Annotated in this window: 15 protein-coding genes; all 15 read left to right on the top strand. The window is 61.6% G+C overall.

What is annotated here, in order from left to right; all coding sequences use genetic code 11:
* Window positions 1–83: 83 nt before the first annotated feature.
* The 15 genes from pseC (at window position 84) to VMH22_13690 (ending at window position 17,699) form a co-directional block, all read left to right on the top strand.
* Complete coding sequence (pseC, locus tag VMH22_13760; protein HTW92753.1) at window positions 84–1,274, top strand: UDP-4-amino-4,6-dideoxy-N-acetyl-beta-L-altrosamine transaminase; 1,191 nt, start codon at window positions 84–86, stop codon at window positions 1,272–1,274.
* Window positions 1,271–1,990: a pseudaminic acid cytidylyltransferase gene (gene pseF / locus VMH22_13755; GenBank protein HTW92752.1), complete on the top strand. Its 720-nt coding sequence runs from the start codon at window positions 1,271–1,273 to the stop codon at window positions 1,988–1,990. Before pseC ends, pseF begins: the two co-directional genes overlap by 4 nt.
* Before the next feature lie 55 nt (window positions 1,991–2,045).
* Entirely contained in the window at window positions 2,046–3,179 is a 1,134-nt protein-coding gene (locus VMH22_13750) for an N-acetyl sugar amidotransferase (protein HTW92751.1), read from the top strand.
* Between the two features lie 8 nt (window positions 3,180–3,187).
* Complete coding sequence (gene pseG, locus VMH22_13745) at window positions 3,188–4,732, top strand: UDP-2,4-diacetamido-2,4,6-trideoxy-beta-L-altropyranose hydrolase (GenBank protein ID HTW92750.1); 1,545 nt, start codon at window positions 3,188–3,190, stop codon at window positions 4,730–4,732.
* A complete protein-coding gene (gene pseI, locus VMH22_13740) occupies window positions 4,729–5,781 on the top strand; it encodes a pseudaminic acid synthase (protein HTW92749.1) in 1,053 nt (350 codons plus the stop codon). Before pseG ends, pseI begins: the two co-directional genes overlap by 4 nt.
* A 75-nt stretch (window positions 5,782–5,856) precedes the next feature.
* The gene (locus VMH22_13735) at window positions 5,857–7,344 is read left to right on the top strand and encodes a hypothetical protein (protein HTW92748.1); all 1,488 of its coding nucleotides are present in this window, start codon (window positions 5,857–5,859) and stop codon (window positions 7,342–7,344) included.
* A gap of 12 nt (window positions 7,345–7,356) precedes the next feature.
* Window positions 7,357–8,394, top strand: a complete 1,038-nt coding sequence (locus VMH22_13730; protein ID HTW92747.1) for a glycosyltransferase family 2 protein — start codon at window positions 7,357–7,359, stop codon at window positions 8,392–8,394.
* Window positions 8,391–9,404, top strand: a complete 1,014-nt coding sequence (locus tag VMH22_13725; GenBank protein HTW92746.1) for a glycosyltransferase family A protein — start codon at window positions 8,391–8,393, stop codon at window positions 9,402–9,404. The genes VMH22_13730 and VMH22_13725 overlap by 4 nt, the downstream gene beginning before the upstream one ends.
* Window positions 9,401–10,465: a glycosyltransferase gene (locus VMH22_13720; protein ID HTW92745.1), complete on the top strand. Its 1,065-nt coding sequence runs from the start codon at window positions 9,401–9,403 to the stop codon at window positions 10,463–10,465. Before VMH22_13725 ends, VMH22_13720 begins: the two co-directional genes overlap by 4 nt.
* Before the next feature lie 38 nt (window positions 10,466–10,503).
* Window positions 10,504–11,601, top strand: coding sequence for a glycosyltransferase family 4 protein (locus VMH22_13715; GenBank protein ID HTW92744.1), 1,098 nt, complete (start codon window positions 10,504–10,506; stop codon window positions 11,599–11,601).
* Entirely contained in the window at window positions 11,598–12,758 is a 1,161-nt protein-coding gene (locus VMH22_13710) for a glycosyltransferase family 4 protein (GenBank protein HTW92743.1), read from the top strand. Before VMH22_13715 ends, VMH22_13710 begins: the two co-directional genes overlap by 4 nt.
* 106 nt (window positions 12,759–12,864) lie before the next feature.
* The gene (locus tag VMH22_13705) at window positions 12,865–13,929 is read left to right on the top strand and encodes a CapA family protein (protein ID HTW92742.1); all 1,065 of its coding nucleotides are present in this window, start codon (window positions 12,865–12,867) and stop codon (window positions 13,927–13,929) included.
* The gene (locus VMH22_13700; GenBank protein ID HTW92741.1) at window positions 13,926–14,975 is read left to right on the top strand and encodes a hypothetical protein; all 1,050 of its coding nucleotides are present in this window, start codon (window positions 13,926–13,928) and stop codon (window positions 14,973–14,975) included. The genes VMH22_13705 and VMH22_13700 overlap by 4 nt, the downstream gene beginning before the upstream one ends.
* A complete protein-coding gene (locus tag VMH22_13695) occupies window positions 14,966–16,120 on the top strand; it encodes a GNAT family N-acetyltransferase (GenBank protein ID HTW92740.1) in 1,155 nt (384 codons plus the stop codon). The genes VMH22_13700 and VMH22_13695 overlap by 10 nt, the downstream gene beginning before the upstream one ends.
* Before the next feature lie 94 nt (window positions 16,121–16,214).
* Window positions 16,215–17,699: a hypothetical protein gene (locus tag VMH22_13690; protein ID HTW92739.1), complete on the top strand. Its 1,485-nt coding sequence runs from the start codon at window positions 16,215–16,217 to the stop codon at window positions 17,697–17,699.
* Window position 17,700 lies beyond the last annotated feature (1 nt).

The raw sequence follows: 17,700 nt of genomic DNA, 5'->3' as shown, positions 1-17,700 counted from the left end.
ACTCTCGTGTTACGCAAGCTAACATACTCCGATGTACCATCCAAACACCAACGCGCCGGGACGGGCTCCCTGCGAGGAATGGAATGACGTCACTGGCGATTGACGGCGGTGCCCCGGTCCGCCCGAAGCTGCTGGCCTACGGCCACCAGTCCATTGACGAAGAAGACATCCGGGCGGTCGTAGAGGTTCTGCGAGGGGATTGGCTGACCACCGGTCCGAGGGTCGCGGAGTTCGAGCGCGGCTTCGCCAAATCCGTGGGCACGAATGAGGCTGTGGCTGTAAGCAGCGGTACCGCTGCCCTTCACGCCGCGATGTTCGCCCTCGAAATCGGCCCAGGTGACGAGGTGATTGTGCCGGCCATGACCTTTGCCGCCAGCGCCAACTGCGTCGTCTACCAGGGCGGCACGCCGGTCTTCGCCGACGTGGACCCGGACACGCTGTTGCTGAATCCGGGCCAGGTCGAGTCCCGCATCACTCGCCGCACCAGGGCGGTCATCGCCGTTGACTACGCCGGGCAAGCCTGCGACTATGACGTTCTGCGCGAGGTCACGGGCAGGAACAGGCTCGCACTGGTCGCGGACGCCTGCCACGCCATCGGCGGCAGCTATCGAGAGCGGCCGGTCGGCTCGCTGGCAGACCTGAGCACCTTCTCATTTCATCCCGTGAAACACGTCACGACCGGCGAGGGCGGCATGATTACGACCGACGACCCCGAACGGGCAGGGCGCATGCGTATCTTCCGCAACCATGGCATCACCACCGACCATCGTCAGCGCGAAGAGAGGGGCTCCTGGTTCTATGAGATGACGGAACTCGGCTACAACTACCGGATGACCGATTTCCAGTGCGCCCTGGGTCTAAGCCAGTTGGCGAAGCTGCCGGCGTGGGTTTCCCGGCGCCGCGAGATTGCCGCGACCTACAACCGCGCTTTCGCCGACATGCCGGAAGTGAGGCCGCTGCGCGTCCGGCCCGGAGTGGGTCATGCCTATCATCTCTATGTGGTGCAGTTGCAGCTTGAGCGGCTGAAGGTGGACCGCGCCCGCATCTTTGCGGCGCTTCGTGCCGAGAACATCGGCGTGAACGTCCACTACGTTCCGGTGCACCTACACCCATTCTACCGGCGACGTTTCGGCACGAAACCGGGCGACTGCCCGGTGGCCGAAGAGGCGTATGACCGAATGCTGACGCTGCCGCTCTTCCCCGCGATGAGCGACAGTGATGCCAGCGACGTGGTCCTTGCTCTGACCAAGGTGATTGGGGTGTACCGGAAGTGAGAGTCGTAGCCATCATCCCTGCCCGGGCAGGGAGTAAGCGAATACCCGACAAGAACATCAAGATTTTCGCGGGCCTGCCGATGATTGCCCATTCCATCCGAGCTGCTCAGAAAAGCGGTGTCTTCGACCGGATCATCGTTTCAACGGACTCGGATGCGATTATGGAGGTCGCCAAGCGATTCGGAGCCGAGGTGCCTTTCCGGCGTCCGGCCGAGCTGGCAGACGACCACACCGGTACCGATGCCGTCATCATCCATGCTCTCAATTGGCTCGCCGAGCACGACCAGCCGGCCCGTTACGCCTGCTGCATCTACGCGACCGCCCCACTCATCCGGCCGGAGTACATCAGCAGAGGGTTGGAGGTTATGCGTGAGCATGAGGCTACCTCGGTTTTCTCGGTTGCGACGTACCCGTACCCTATCTTCCGTTCGCTGAAACTGAACGACCGGGGGCGTGTCGAGATGGTCTGGCCCGAGAATCTCTCCAAACGGTCGCAGGACCTGCCTGACGTATTCCACGATGCCGGTCAGTTCTACTGGTGCGACGTGGAGAAGTACCAGCGCGAGAAACGCTTGCTCTCCAGTGACGCCCTGCCCATCTTGATACCTCGTTATCTCGTCCAGGATATCGATACTCCTGAAGACTGGGAATTCGCCGAGAAGCTGTTTGCGGTCGCCGGCCAGATGCCTGATTCGTCTGACGCACGCGACCTATGAGCAAGGCACTCTTGGCCCGCGTCCCCGCCACGGTCCACATAAGGAGGCCGGCAGGTTGAAGTACTGCAAGAAGTGCGTCCAGCCCGATACAAGACCCGGTCTCGTATTCGACAAAGAAGGCGTATGCGCGGCCTGCCGCTACTGGGAGGAGACGGCTCGGATTGACTGGGCCGAAAGAGATAAGAGGCTCCGCGAGATTGCCGATTGGGCCAGGGGAAGAGCAAGGCAAGGCTTCGATTGCATTATCGGGGTCAGCGGAGGTAAGGATAGCCACGTCCAGGCCTTCTATACAAGGGACCGGCTCGGACTGCGGGCGCTGCTGGTGAACTGCGCGCCCGACGGCATCACGGACGTGGGACGCAGCAACCTCGAGAATCTGGTTCAACATGGGTTCGACATGATTTCCTACCGACCGAATCCCCGCGTAATCCGCGCGCTTGCGCGGCGGTCGTTCATCGAGCACGGCAATCCGGTCAAGCCATCGGAGTACTCGTTGTTTGCCGTGTCATACCAGGCCGCCCTGAGGTTCGGGATCCCGCTGGTCATCCAGGGGGAGAACCCGGCCGCCACGCTTGGCGTCGTTGAGAGCATCCCCCCGGGCGACGACGCCCTGATGATCAGGCAGCACAACACGCTGGGCGGAGGGAACGCCGGTGACTGGGTGCAGGATGGTATCGGGCTGAAGGACCTGCAGTTCTACCAATTCCCGGACGCGGCCGAGCTCGGACGGGCCGGAATCAGAGCCATCTGGATCGGCCACTATGTGAAGGAGTGGTCCTACAGCGCCAATATTCAGTTTGCGGTCGATCACGGCCTCCGGGGAAGGCCGGGCCACGAGCCGAGCCTGACCGGACGGTTGAGCCCGCACTGCTCCATCGACTCCGACATGCAGATCGTCAACCAGATGCTGAAGTTCTACAAGTTCGGTTTCGGTTTCGTCACCGACGAAGTCTGCTACTTCATAAGAGAAGGACGAATGTCAAGACAGGAGGCGGCCGAGCTTGTGGAGCGGTATGACGGCAAGTGTGACGAACGTTACATCCGTGAGTTCTGCGAGTACATCGGCATGGATGAAGCGGAGTTCTGGACGATCACCGACCGGTGGGTCAACAAGAGCATCTTCGAAAGGGACGGGGCCACGGTAAGATGGAAGCCGAGATTCAGGGTAGGCAGGGACTTCCCCACCTAGATGAATCGATGACGAGGGGACGCGACGTTCAGCGCGGCGAGCGACGAAAGACAGTTGAAACACTCCTGATCCGCGCAGACGCGAATACCGAGATCGGCACGGGACATCTGATGCGCTGCCTCGCACTTGCTCAGGCGTGGCAGGCACAGGGCATGCGAACTACGTTTCTCAGTCACTGCCCCAGTCCTGCGCTTCGTCGGCGCGTCCGCACTGAAGGTGCGCGATTTGTGTCGCTGAAGGACGCGCACCCGAATCCGGCGGATCTGCACACGACGTTGCGGCTCATCGAGACACTCAAGCCGGACTGGCTCGCGATTGACGGCTACCACTTCGACCCGGAGTACCAGAAGGCAGCGCGCGCCGCCGGGGTGCGGATGCTCGCCATCGACGACATGGCGCACTGGCCGAAGTACCATGCCGACATCGTGCTCAACCAGAACCTGGGCGCCGAGAAGCTGCACTATCACTGCGACCGCGACACCAGGCTGCTTCTCGGTACGCGGTACGTGCTATTGCGGACCGAGTTCCTGAAGCGGCGAGGCCGGGAGCGAGAGACACCGCGAGAGGCCCGCAAGGTCCTCGTGACGATGGGCGGAAGCGACCCGGACAACGTGACGCTCAAGGTTATCCGTGCGCTGGAACGGGTTCCCGTAGAGGGGTTGGAGGTGACCATCGTGCTCGGGGCGAGCAATCCTCACCGAGCGGCCCTGCAGGTCGCGGTGAGGAGCGCCAGACTCCAGTCACGCGGCCACCGGATACACCTGGTGCGGAACACCCTGAACATGCCCGAGTTGATGGCCTGGGCGGACACTGCGGTCGCGGCCGGCGGCAGTACCTGCTGGGAACTGGCGCACGCGGGTGTGCCCAGCCTCGTGCTCGTGCTTGCGGACAACCAGACCATGGTTGCTGACGCGCTTGACCGGGCCGGAGTCGCCAGGAAGACGGTGGTCTCCCGGCTGTCTGCGGATATCTCGGCGCTGCTTGCCGACGAGGGCCGACGTCGCGCGATGAGAGAGCTTGGATTGCGGACGGTCGATGGTGCCGGAGCCGAGCGCGTGGTCGTTGGCTTGCGCGCCGCGGAGTTGACGCTGCGTCGCGCGCGTCTCGATGACAGCCGGCTGGTCTGGGAGTGGAGAAACGATTCTCAGGCCCGTGCTGCGTCGTTCTCGTCGGAGGTGATCCCCCTTCACACCCATGAGCAGTGGTTCCGGAACCACGTGAGTTCACCGACCGATTTCTTCTACGTCGCGTTGAACAGCGGTGACCAGCCCATCGGCCAGGTTCGTTTCACGGTAAGAGGCGACGAGGCGGTCGTCTCGGTTGGCATTGCCAGGGAGGCGCGCGGCCGAGGCTACGGTGCGCCCTTGATATTGCGCGGCTCTCGGCAGTGCTTCGCCGACAGCCGGGTGGAGTCCATACAGGCCTACGTCAAACCCGGGAACACGCGTTCCCTGCGGGCGTTTCAGAAAGCAGGGTACGCTGAAGCAGGCACCACCGTTCAGAAGGGACAGCGAGCTCTGCGGCTGATGGCGAGACGAGAGGACTTTGTGTGATCGTCGGACGCCGGGAAGTCGGCCGCGGCAAACCCACCTACATCGTTGCCGAGATGTCGGCCAACCACAACCAGAGCTTTGAGCAGGCAGTGCGGATTGTCCAGGCCGCAAAGGAGGTTGGTGCTGACGCAGTCAAACTCCAGACCTACACGCCTGATACGTTGACCATCGACTGCGACAACGAGTACTTCCGCATCAAAGGGACCGCCTGGGAGGGCAGGAATCTGTATGACTTGTATGGCGAGGCATACACTCCCTGGGAATGGCAACCCAGACTCAAGGAGGTCGCTGCCGGGCTCGGGCCGGACCTTTTTTCCAGCCCGTTTGACGATACCGCGGTGGACTTTCTCGAGAAGATGGGAGTGCCCGCCTACAAGATTGCTTCATTTGAGCTGGTGGATACTGCCCTCCTGGAGAAAGTCGCTTCGACCGGGAAACCGGTTATACTATCAACCGGTATGGCGACGCTCGCAGAGATTGAGGAAGCCGTCCAGACGCTCCGGCTGGCTGGATGCGCCGAACTGGCATTGCTCAAGTGCAACAGCGGGTATCCGGCTCCGCCGGAAGAGATGAATCTGCGAACGATTCCGCATATGTCAGAGGCATTCGGTGTGCCCGTGGGGCTTTCCGACCATACCCTTGGCATCGCGGTCCCGGTGGCTGCGGTCGCGCTGGGAGCCTGCATCATTGAGAAGCACTTCACGCTGTCGCGCGCTGATGGCGGGCCGGACAGCGCTTTCTCCTTGGAACCGCCGGAGTTCAAGACGATGGTCGACGCCATCCGTGTTGTTGAGAAGGCACTGGGCGTGGTCAGCTACGAACCGACAGAGCGTGAGGCCGCAAGCCGCGTACTCCGGCGTTCGCTGTTCGCGGTTGAGGACGTGAAAGCCGGCGAGGCCTTCACCGGGAAGAACGTTCGCTCAATCCGGCCCAGCCACGGACTGGCGCCCAGGCATCTGCCCGAAGTCCTGGGGCGTCGAGCAGCCAGAGACATCGCGCGCGGCACGCCGCTGTCGTGGGATGACATCGAGGGAGGACGCGGAACCTGACTCCGTGCGCCGCATGACGGCTCGCGAGGCACCGTTTGAGCCGCGAGGCCAGCGTTGCGAGGCACGGCGAAGACTATGAGAGTGGCTGTTTTCTCTACGCACGTGCTCTGGACTCCGCACTATGAGACGGAGTTGGATATCATGCAGGAGCACCTGGACGCCGGGGACCACGTCACCCATGTTGTCTGCGACCGGGGCTTGAGTACGTGCGATCTGATTGTCTCCCACAACGTCCGCCGGGGCCTGGATCCGCTGCTTCCGGACCGCGACCGCTGCGACGCCTGTGTCAGGAGGAGGAACAACGGCGCGAGGCTGCTGAAGGGGCGCGTGCGGCGCGAGAGGATCGCCGCCCCTTCCGGCGTGGCGAAAGCCCGTCTGCAGTCTGGTTTCGTCGACAAGGACGAGCTTCGACATTATGTCGTCGACGGTTTTGACGCGGGTGAAGCCGCACTCTCGTCCGTCATCAGCTTCTGCCGGGACCCCAAACCCGACATGCGGGAGCACTCTCAGCTTGTCCAGAGGTACCTGAGGTCGTGCGACGACCTGTATTCGTTCACGCAAGACTTCATCAGGCGCGCACATCCTGACCGAGTCTACGTGTTCAATGGACGATTCGCGTACACCAGAGCCGTCCTGAGGGCCTGCCAGGCGAACAAGACCGAGTGTTTCGTCCATGACCGCGGCCATGACATACAGCACTACGCGATTTACGAGAACGCGCTGCCCCACGACCTGGAGTATGTAACGTCGCTAATCCGCAGCCGGTGGGCAGCCGAACCCGACATTGAAAAGAAGGCAGGCATTGCCGATGCCTTCTACTCGCAGCGAAGACGCGGAGAAGAGCAGTCCTGGTTTTCGTTTGTCGGCGAGCAGAAGCCGGGCTTGCTGCCCGAAGGCTGGAACGGAGCGAAGCGCAACGTGGCGATATTCTGTTCCTCGGAGGATGAGTTCGAGGCAGCCGGGCAGGAGTGGCGAAATCCTCTGTACTCGGACCAACTTGAGGCAATTCAGCGCATACTGGCCGATCCCAGGATTGCTGGCAATAACGAAGTTCACCTCTATCTCCGGGTACATCCTAATCTTCGCAACGTGGATAACCCGTACACCCGGGCACTACGCGGGTTGTCGCAGCATAACCTGACGGTAATCCAGCCCGATTCTCCGGTCAGCACATACGCTTTGATGGACAGCAGCACCAAGGTTCTTTCCTTTGGCTCCACTGCCGGCATCGAGGCGGTGTATTGGGGCAAGCCGTCGATGCTCGCCGGGATGTCATTCTACCGTTCTCTGGGCGGCAACTACGTCCCGAAGTCTCAATCCGAGCTCGCGGAGATGCTTGTTTCCGACCTGGCCCCGAAACCAAAGGAAGCCGCTTTGGTGTATGGATACTACATGGGGTCCTACGGCAGACCCCACAAGTACTACCAGGCTCTTGGAATCAGGCAGGGGACGTTCAAGGGCCGGGACCTCCAGCAGCCAGCCCCGGGTTTGAGGGCTCGCATGCTCAGGGGCAGGGAGATGCTGCTACGTCGGTGGAGGCGGGCACAGCCTCGCCAGGGATGAGCGGTGCCGCTAATGCCTCTCGTATCGGTCATATGTCCGGTCTACAACTGCGAGATGTACGTCGAACAGGCGGTGAGAAGTGTCGTTGACCAGACGTACCAGAATTGGGAGTTGCTGCTGATCGATGACGGCTCCAGCGACAGCAGCTGGAATACAATTGAGCGACTGGCGAACTCGGACAAGAGAATCTGCGCACTACACCATGAACGGCACGCCAATCTCGGTGTCAGCGCAACACGTAACCTCGGAATAGCGCGGGCAAGTGGTGACTACCTCGCATTCCTGGACGCGGACGACGTCTGGTTGCCGGGCAAGCTGGAGCGCCAGATCGACGTGGTCACGCGGTATCCGCAGGTTGGATTCGTGTACGGTCAGGCGCTGTGCATCGACGAGGCAGGCAGGCCATTGTCAGAGCCCAGGAGTGCCTGGAGCCTCGAAGGTGTCATTGGCGGAGGGTTCGAGGAGCGCCCGGTCTGGGCCTACAGGCATATCGTGGCAGGTCGCGGTTTCTTCCCGCCCTGCTCTACGATACTCGCTCGAACCGACCTCGTAAGGAGGTGCGGAGGATTCATACTTGCCCTACGCCATCAGGTCGAGGACTACGTGCTCTGGACTGAGCTATTGAAGCTCGCCCCCGCCTTCTACGTTCCATTGACACTGGCCATGTACCGCGTCGGCGCTCAGAGTTGGACTGCCCGTCAAACCGTTTCTTCCAGAAGGGACGCTGAGTGGGAGTACGTAAGGACGCTGGCCAAGGTGTTCGGCCGAGCCGACGGTCCCATCTCAAGAAGGGCCGCGCGGATGGTCAGCGACATTCTCTTCTCCGGCGGCGCGGAACGGTCCGGTCGGCTTGCCAGAGGCGCTCGCTCGCTCGGTGGGGTCATGGTCGACCGCCACTTCGGATTCTCGGGTAAGCTCAGCGTGCTTGGGTATCTGGCCACTGAGGGAATCCCGCTGGAATTGATGGCGGCGCTCCGACATCGCACCCGATCGCTGTTTGGCTCGAAGGCCCGACGGACTGCAGTCGCAGACACGGTCGACAGGAAATGAGCGGCGAGGTTCGCGCCCTGTGGCAGAACACCGTCCATTGGGAGCCGAAGTCAGTGTCGGTCATCATTCCGACCTACAATCGTGCCCAGTCGCTCAAGACTACTCTGGACAGCCTGCTCAACCAGGACTACCCGTCCGACCGACTGGAGATCATCGTTGTCGACAATTGCTCGACCGACGGAACGAAGGAAGTCGTGCAAGTCTGTCAGGCGCAGGCCAAGCTACCGGTCAAGTACGTCTATGAGGATAGACCGGGAGCTCACTTCGCTCGGAATACAGGGGCCAGGCACGCATCCGGTCAGTTGTTGTACTTCACGGATGACGACATGATTGCGGACCCGGGACTGCTCGCCAATCTCGTGCCCGTCTTTGACGTGTTCCAGGACGTAGGTTCGGCGACTGGAAGCATATTGCCGAAGTGGGAGACGGAACCGCCTCGGTGGTTGGCCCAGCATTGCCCAGGCAGTATCATGGGATTGCAGATGAGACCCGAGACAGTCGTGATCTCGGAGGATGACGTAGGCGTGTACAGCGGCCACATGGGCGTGTTGCGGGACGTTTTCTTCCGGAGCGGCGGTTTCAGACCCGACATCGTGGGAGATGAAACGTTAGGTAACAACGAAGTAGGTCTAAACATGAGAGTCAAGGAACTTGGCTACAAGTTCGCCTACGTCAGGCAGGCCAAGACCTACCATGTGATTCCCGCTTCGAGGCTGACGCAGACCTACCTGAACGGGAGAATGGCCCACCAGGGCAGCTTTGAATGCTATGGCTGGTACAAGGCTCAGGAGCCTGGTTCCTTCCGTCTTGCGCTCGGGATGGCCGAACAGCTCGTCGGCATGGTCCAAGCCGGTTCTCAGAGCGTCCTTCGGATGCTGCTTATCAGAGATACCTGGCGCATTAGTCATGCGAAGATACATTACCGCATCGGCCGGATGAGGTGCTGCTGGGGACTGCTTCGTGACCCTAGCTTGCGTCAGCTCACGCTCAAGGACGACTGGCTCACATGACGAATGGCGAATGGCGATTCCGGATGAGGGACGAGGGACGACGGGCGAAGGGCGCGGCCATGGTTCGGTTCGTTTCGCGCCGCTTCGGGCATCACGGCGAACATACGGGCTATTGGCTGCTCGCGGCCAGATGGCCCGGCAACCAGCGAACCACGATCCTGCCTGGTTCCGGCGAGTTGGTCGGGCCCGCTTGGGCCGGGCCGGTGGAAGCCCGACTCGTCGCAGTTGCCCGGGCGCTGACGAAGTGCATGCTGGGGGCCGCCGCTTCTTTCGGCCACGTCCGGGTATTGCACGTGCTCTATGGCGAGAACGACCTTCCCATCCCAAGGTTCCCGGGATCTTGCCGAATTGTCACCACTCTGCACCAGCCCGCTTCCTTCCTGGGTCGGGACAGCCGAAGAGTGCAGTGGTTGAGACACCGGTTGCGCAATGTGGACCTGATCGTTGCGCTGAGCTCGGAGCAGTCAGCTTTCGTGCAGAGTGTGGTCCCTGACAAGCAGTGTGTATTCGTGCCCCATGGAGTCGACACTGATTTCTTCAATAGCCGGGGATTCTCCAGAGGGAACACGATCCTCATATCCGCCGGGTGGCTCCGTGACATGGATTTCGCACGCGATGTCGCCAGACATGCCGTGGCCATTGACCCGAGCGTCACGGTGCGAGTCTTCGGGAACAACGCAACCCAACTGGCAGGCGTCTCGTCCAGGGTCCAAATCATGTCGCATCTCAACGATGAGGAATTGAGGCGGGAGTACTCCTCATGCGCCGTAATGTTACTCCCGCTGCTCGGGACGGTCGCGAACAACGCTCTGCTTGAAGCACTGAGCTGCGGGACCTCGATTGTCGCCCCGGACCTTCCTGCCACAGTGGAATACCTTGGCGAGAACGGTACCTACTACGCCCGGACTTCATCCGCTGAGGACGTCGCTGAACTTCTCTGCAGTCTGGTCGAAGAGAACTCCCAGCGCCCGAGACAGGGCTTGAGGGAACGAGCGCTGAGCTACGACTGGAGCAGGATCGTGCCTCAAATGGCCTCCGCGTACGAATCAATATGCGGATAGGTTTTGTCTGCACTCGTTTCTTCCCTCCGGAGGGTGCCGTGAGCGGTATCGAGGTGTTCGTCCGAACTCTCGTCGAACGGCTGCAGCAACTTGGCCACCATGCGGTCGTCATTACCGCTGCGGCTGCCGCGTGGCACGGCGCGGAACCGGACCGCGTCGGAGACATTCCGGTGTACCGCTTCGCCGAGTCGACGATCAAGCCGCGTCTGCTCACGCACAGGTTCCAGTATCTGCAAACAGTCGAGCGGGCTGTCCGGAAGGAACGGCTGGACGTTGTGGAATGCTGTGATGAAAGCGGGCTGCTGTGGTCAAAGCGGTTCGGCTGTCCGCTGATTGTGCGCATGCACCAGAACGGGTCGGTTCGTTTGAGGATGATGGGGTTACGCCCGGAGCCGGTCGGTGACTTCTTTGTCCGAAGACTCCTTAGGATCGCGGACCTCCGCGTGGGGGTCAGTGACTGGGTCGCGCGGATGACGCTTGACACGGTTGGGCTGAATGACCTTGATTACCGGGTAGTCTACAACGGAGTAGACACATCGGTATTCACTCCGACCAACACCCGGGCCGACGCCGACCTCATCCTCTACGTAGGCCAACTGAACGACCGCAAGGGCCTCGACACCCTGTTCGCTGCCATCCCGGCCGTCATGCGCCAACATCCCGCCGCCAGACTAAGGTGTGTGGGTGCGAATCGCGCGGAGTCGGGCCTCCCGCCTCCGTCCGAGAAGTACATGTCCATGATTCCATCGTCGCTCAGGTCGCGTGTGGACTTCGCCGGTGAAGTAGCGAGGGAGAGGATGCCCGAGGAGTTCAGACGTGCCGGTCTGTGCGTATTTCCCTCGAGAGCGGAGGGCCATCCGATCGCGGTCCTGGAGGCCATGGCCTGTGGAGCCCCAGTCGTGTTCATGAGAGATGGAGTCGGTCCCGAGGTGATAGCGGACCGCGTGGATGGACTGCTCTGCGATACGCGCGATCCTGCGGTTCTGGCGAGTACGATGTCGGAGGCACTGTCGTCGCCTGGTTTGAGAAGCGGTCTCGGAAAGCGGGCTCGACAGAAGGTGGAACTCAAGTTCTCCCTGGACAAGACGACGGACGAGAACGTGGCGATGTACGAAGAGATGGTGAGAAGTGAATGAGCGCTAGTCCGCGGGTCGGCGTGGTTGTCGATCGTTTCACCTGTCCCGGCGGTGTTCAGACCTGCTTTATCGAACTGGTCGCAGGTCTGAATCGAGTAGGAATAACGCCCGAGATCGCATGGGATGAGCCAACTGACTGGCAGGCAATCGGCAGCCCCGTCCTCGACACGACCTTCGGTGGTGGCAGTCTGCCTATTGGCTCAAGGACGGTTCGGAGTCTTCCTGCATGGCTGCAGGACCCGGCTTTTCGCTTCAGCGTTCGCTTCGCGAGACTAAATCTTGAGCGCTACGATTTCATCTACTGCTTTCAGGCAGGCATACGCATGCCGGCCTCCACGCCTAATGTCTGCTGGCTGACCGGTCCGGCCTATCTCCAGTTGCCTGACCCGTTAAGTACTGAAGATGACGGTCGTGCCAGATGGTCGCTCAAGAACTGCGCCGTGAGGTTGATCTCGCCGCGCCTGCATCCTGATCCCAATTCGCGCTACGTCGCCATCGCAGAGTGGATAGCCGACCGCTTCCTTCACACCTATGGCAGCAGATTGCCGGTAATCTGGCCACCGGTCAGGGAGCGAACCCGCCCGGGCAGCGGTCCAGGGCCGCGCCGAGCGGGTTTTCTGTTTCTCTCCCGTCTTGAGGGCTACAAGAACCCGGAAGTGATGCTCGGGCTGGCGCAACGCTTCCCGGATGTACCCGTAACGGTGGCGGGCGCGACAATCGGTTCTTCAAAGGAGCCCGACAGAATCAGGCGCCTCGCCGCGGAGCTGGCGCTGAGGAATCTTACCGTCGTGGAGGACCCGACCGATGACATGATCGGTCGTCTGTTCGATTCGCACCTGGTGTTTGTCTTCCCGGCGCGCTGGGAGCACTTCGGAATCGTAACGGTGGAAGCGATACAGGCCGGTCTGCTTCCGTTGGTGCATGACTCGGGCGGCCAGCGCGAGATCGTACCCATCGACAAACTGAGGTTCAAGAGCGAGAAGGAACTTGCTGAAAAGGCGGCCGCACTCTTGGCAACAACTATCGCGGACCAGCGTGAAACACTGGCGGTTCTGCAACGCCACGTTGCCAGAGGCTCGCCCGATAACTACAGAAAAGAGATGATCATGCTAATGTGCCAAGACCTGGGTTTGACTGAACTGGCGAGCCGAGTGTAGAATACGGGACAGTACTTATGTGCACTTCAGAGTCAAAGTACTTGTGCGGACCGCGCGCAGTGCCGATGCCAGGCAAAGAGAGACGTGTTTCCGTCGTTGGCCCGTCGTGAGCGGCCAGCTGGGTGTGAACCAGGATTGCATCACCTTTGCCGGTGATCTGCATGCGCCGGAAGTATTTCGGAGCGAACTGCCGCTGTCGCCGCCATGGGTCTGCAACCTCGAGGGCCCGGTGACCAAAGCGCAAGCCGGAACGTCGGGGAAGATCAATCTGAAGATTGAGGAGTTCGTTCTTGAGGAGAGTCTCGGCTCGCTCCCCGCAGCCGTTTCACTCGCAAACAACCACATCATGGACTACGGAGAAGCCGGCCTGAAGGACACCCTTGGCGTTCTGCAGAAGAGGGGCATCCAGGTTTTCGGGCTGGGGAGAACGGGAGCCCGATCCGAACGGCCCGCACGGATCAAGTGTGCCGGACTTGACGTGGCACTGCTGGGCTATGTCTGCCGATCGACTAACCCCGCCGTGGGTGCTGAAAACTCGCCGTCCCTCATGGACGATGGGCTTATTGAGCACGACATCCAGCAGGCGAAACTCGATGGGGCTGCCAGGGTAGTGCTCTGCCTGCACTGGGGGCAGGAAGAAGTTCCGCTTCCAACCCCACAAGACCGCCTCAAGTCGATTGCCTACGTCAGGGCCGGGGCCGACCTCATAGTCGGGCACCACAGCCACTGTATCCAGTCGTGGGAAGTCATAGACAAGACGCCGGTCTTCTACGGGCTCGGCAATCTGGTGATGCCTGATCGGCTCCGGATTCCGGACAGCTTCGACGACGCCGGTCACCCGCAGCACTGGTGCGAAATGAGGCAGCACAAGTGGAACCGAGAGTCTCTTCTCGTCGATTGGCACCCCGCGAGCCGGGAATGGCATGTTCGTACAGCGGTCTTCCGCCGCGGTCTGCTCAAGGGACACGGGGTCGCCTCGAAACGCCGGGAACTGCGCGTCCCTATCGGCGACGAGTACGCAAGAAGGCATGAGAACTCGGTTCGCAGCAGCCGTTGGAGGGCGGCGTGCGCCGACCTGTTGACACGACCGAGAGTTCCGACACGAAGAGGACTGATCTTCGCTCTTCGGACAGCGCCGGGCCGGACCGATCATCAAGAGGGGGAGTCTTGAGCCAGCGCCTGGGCCTCCACGTCCGGCGCGGCAGCTACAGCGACCGCTGGGTGGAGTACTGCCAAGAGAGAGGGATTCCCTACCGGGCCGTGGATCCGTTCCGGCCGGACCTGGTGAAGCAGGCTCAGGGACTCAGGGCATTCGCCTGGCACTGGGATCACACTGACCCCCGGGCCATCCTCATCGCACGGCAGGTGACGCAGGCGCTGGAAGCAGGCGGACTGTTGGTTTTCCCCAACTCCGCCACGTGCTGGCACTTTGACGACAAGGTCGGCCAGAAGTATCTGCTTGAAGCCGTGGGAGCCCCACTGGTACCGAGCTACGCGTTCTACGACCTCGAAAGCGCGCTGGCCTGGATCGAGGATACGTCCTTCCCCAAGGTCTTCAAACTGAGAAGAGGGGCGTCGTCGAGCAATGTGCGCCTCGTCCGCACGGCACGCGAAGCACGCAAACTTGCTGCCAGAGCCTTCGGGAGCGGTTTTGACCCGGTGGCATCGCACTTCAGTGACTGGCAAGCGAAGCTCGCGCTCCACGCGCAGGAAGGTGAAGCGGGTGGGCAGGCCAGCCACCTGCTTGGAATCTTACGCCGGGCGCCAAGGTCGATCCGAAATATCGCCCACATCAACCGTATGATGCAGAAGGAAAGGGGCTACGCCTATTTCCAGGACTTCATCCCCGACAACAAGTTCGATACTCGCGTTACGGTAATCGGGGACAGGGCGTTCGGGTCAATACGGATCGTGCGGGAGGGCGACTTCCGCGCCTCGGGCAGCGGCCACAACGACACCAGCCCGGAACGCGTAGACCTCGACTGTGTGCGAATTGCCTTTGATGTCAACGACAGGATCGGCGCGCAGGCGCTGAACTACGACTTCCTGTTCGGGATGGAACGGCAGCCTTTGATAGTCGAGATCAGCTATGCAGCGCCGATATACTCGATATACGACTGCCCCGGGCACTGGGACAGGGCGCTGGGATGGCACGACGGACACATGTACCCTCAGGACGCTATTATCGAGGATCTGCTGAGGGGCATATGGCCATGAACCCAAGCGCGGCTGAGCTGGAGCCGCGCGTTTCTTTGCTGCGGGATGACGATGCGTGGAGAGACGAACGTCTGCGCACGACCTGGCGCGCGCTCTGGGCGCAATCGCCGGGCGCAACTCTGTTCCAGACATGGGACTGGCAATACAATCACTGGCGATACCTCACAAGGCGTGCCAGGACGTTTCTCCTGACGGTCGGGGAGCCGGAGCCCGTCCTGATGGGCGTCTTCTATCAGGTGCGCGACAAGCGCAGTGGCTTGCCCAAGGTTGCCTTTGTCGGCGACGACCAGGCGGACAATCACCTGCTGCTGGTCCAGCCGGGTGTGCCCGAGTCGGTCGGAGCGCGCGCCATCGGGGAGTTTCTGAAACAACGACTGGTTCGGGTTCCGCTGGTTGCGTTCACCAACGTGCCTGAGTCGAGCTGGACCGGGCGCGTGCTCCAACTCGTACGGTCGGATCGGAATGCCAGATTCTCAGAGCTTGTCACAACCGAGGCGTTCGCCATAAGCCTCCCGCAGACGCCGGAGGAATACCTGGCCGGGCTCGGCAAATGGACCAGACATCATGCCCGCGACGACCTGCGGCGGCTCCAGCAGCAGCATGACTTGAAGTTCGCGGTCTATACGGACGCAGGTGAACAGTGCCTGTCAGCCATCGAGTCGGTTGACCGCGCACGTTGGGGCGACGGCAGCAACTACTGGCGCAGCGCGATGCGTGATTTCGAACGTTCCTGCATGCGCGGGCTGGCGTCATCCGGAAGCTTCCTATCAATCGTCCTCTGGTTGGACAACAAGCCAGCGGCGTTCGTCTTCGGAGGGGTCTCGGGCTCCACCTGGCTTCTGCTGAGGACAGGATACAATCCGAATATCGCGCCCAAACTGAGCATCGGCAAGGTGACATTCCTGTATGCCATTCAGCATGCGATCCGACAGGGCTTGCGCGAGTGCGACCTGTCGCGTGGTGGAGAGGCCTACAAGCAGTGGCTTGGCGGAGTGGCTCGCACCAACCTCCAGTTTCTGGTGTATCGGAGCAGCTTCGACCGCTGGCTCAGTCAGGCGCTCGCGTCGCTGATGGAGAGTGCCAGGAGCAACTCCTTCCTGCGAGCCAGTTACCTCAGGCTGCGCAAGGAGGACGCTAATCGATAGCTTGGTGGTCGCGACGCGGGAAGCGGACGTCGGCTCATTCTGGTGGCGCCATGAGTTGATGTGGCGGCAGTTATGTGTACTCTGGCGTACTCCAGTGCGATACTTACCAGACGGTTCAATCTCACCAGACGTCACGCCCGTGGCGTTCAGCACCGCTGCGGCTGACGGCGGAGTAGAGAGCGACCGACTCTGGTCGCGGCTGCACGAAACTGTACCCGGCGTCGTTTTCATCGCGCCGGGCGACTCGAAGGAGGAGCGCCCGATTGCCGAAGGCCAGAGCCGGGGCATCCGGCGCGATGGGTGCTCCGCCGAATGCCGCGTGGTTCTAACGCTTACATCCGATAGCACATTGGCCAGCGGACTACCAAAGAGGATTGCCTACCTCGGACCGAGACCTGATTTCGTCTATCTGGACGAGATCGCGAAGAACGGGCACGTTCTGGTCAGCGCCGACGGACTGCCTGTAATTGTAGAAAGACGGCCGCATCTCTTCATGGGGGTCTCTCCGTGGCAGCTCGGGAGTCCGGTGATGCCCTACCTCTATCCTCTGCTCAAGGCGTGGCTAAGCCAACGCGCTGGGCTGGAGACTATGCCGGCGTCACCACTTGCGGCGTTCCGATTCGACGACCTTCCTGCCACAGCACATGAAGTCATCAGCGCGTCGCGGGTCGACGAGCTCGACCACGCTCGCGCCGCGACAATCGGACGTCTGCGGCGCTTCGCGAATGAGCGAGGCGTGGTCATGAGCTTCGCATATTCGACGCACTTCCCTACCGCGGACGGGTTCGGGCGCATTGCCGACCGCATGCCCTGTTCGGTTGCCGAGTTGAAGAAAGGGCAGGCTGAGGGTTCATTCGAGATCGGGTCGCACGGGATGGTCCACCTGCGACATCCCGGTGACCGACGGCCAGAAGCTGAGTCCGACCACCGCGAGTTCATCGACCTGGACGAGCGCGCGACCGAGGATCACATTGCCGCCAGCAAAGGCGAAATCGAGCGGGCCTTCGGCCTTGCGCCGCGTTTCTTTGTCGCACCGGCCTGGGCATACCGTCAGGGCGTCACCAAGCCCGCGGCCGCAAAGCACGCCGCCATTTCCATCGATTCCACGCAGCACGTCGAATCCGGAGACTGTCCGCCGATCGGGGCGACCGACCCGGAGACGCAAAGGCCGAGTCTCGCCGAGACCTTTCGCCCCGGAGCCAGCCTGCTCAATTTCACGAATCCCGATTTCTGGCGCTGTTATGCCGTCGCGGGAATTCCCATCCACTTCATGCAGCATAGCGACGTAGACCGCGACCGGCTGGGCTGGGTAATCCGTGGCATGGCTGCCGGCCTGCCGCAGAGCGGCAGGCTGCGTCGTCTCGTGCTCGCGATGGACAGCGCTAGCACGCCGGCCTACAGGCGGGCGGTAGCTGCCTTTGTCATCGCCGTTAATGGAGTCGGGTTCGGCCGGGCCGTTGCGCTGTTCCTGAGAGAAGCCAGACTGGATGTCTACCGGGTCATGGGCGCAGCACTTTCAGCCGGCTACCGGTGCGTTGCCGTGTCCGCCCTGTACGAAAGCCTGTCAACCAGGGGCTGAA

The organism is bacterium (assembly GCA_035505375.1).
Lineage (GTDB): Bacteria > Hydrothermota > Tepidihabitantia > Tepidihabitantales > Tepidihabitantaceae > UBA2258.
The sequence above is the reverse complement of the archived record's forward strand: the minus strand, read 5'-3'. Positions and strand labels throughout refer to the sequence as shown.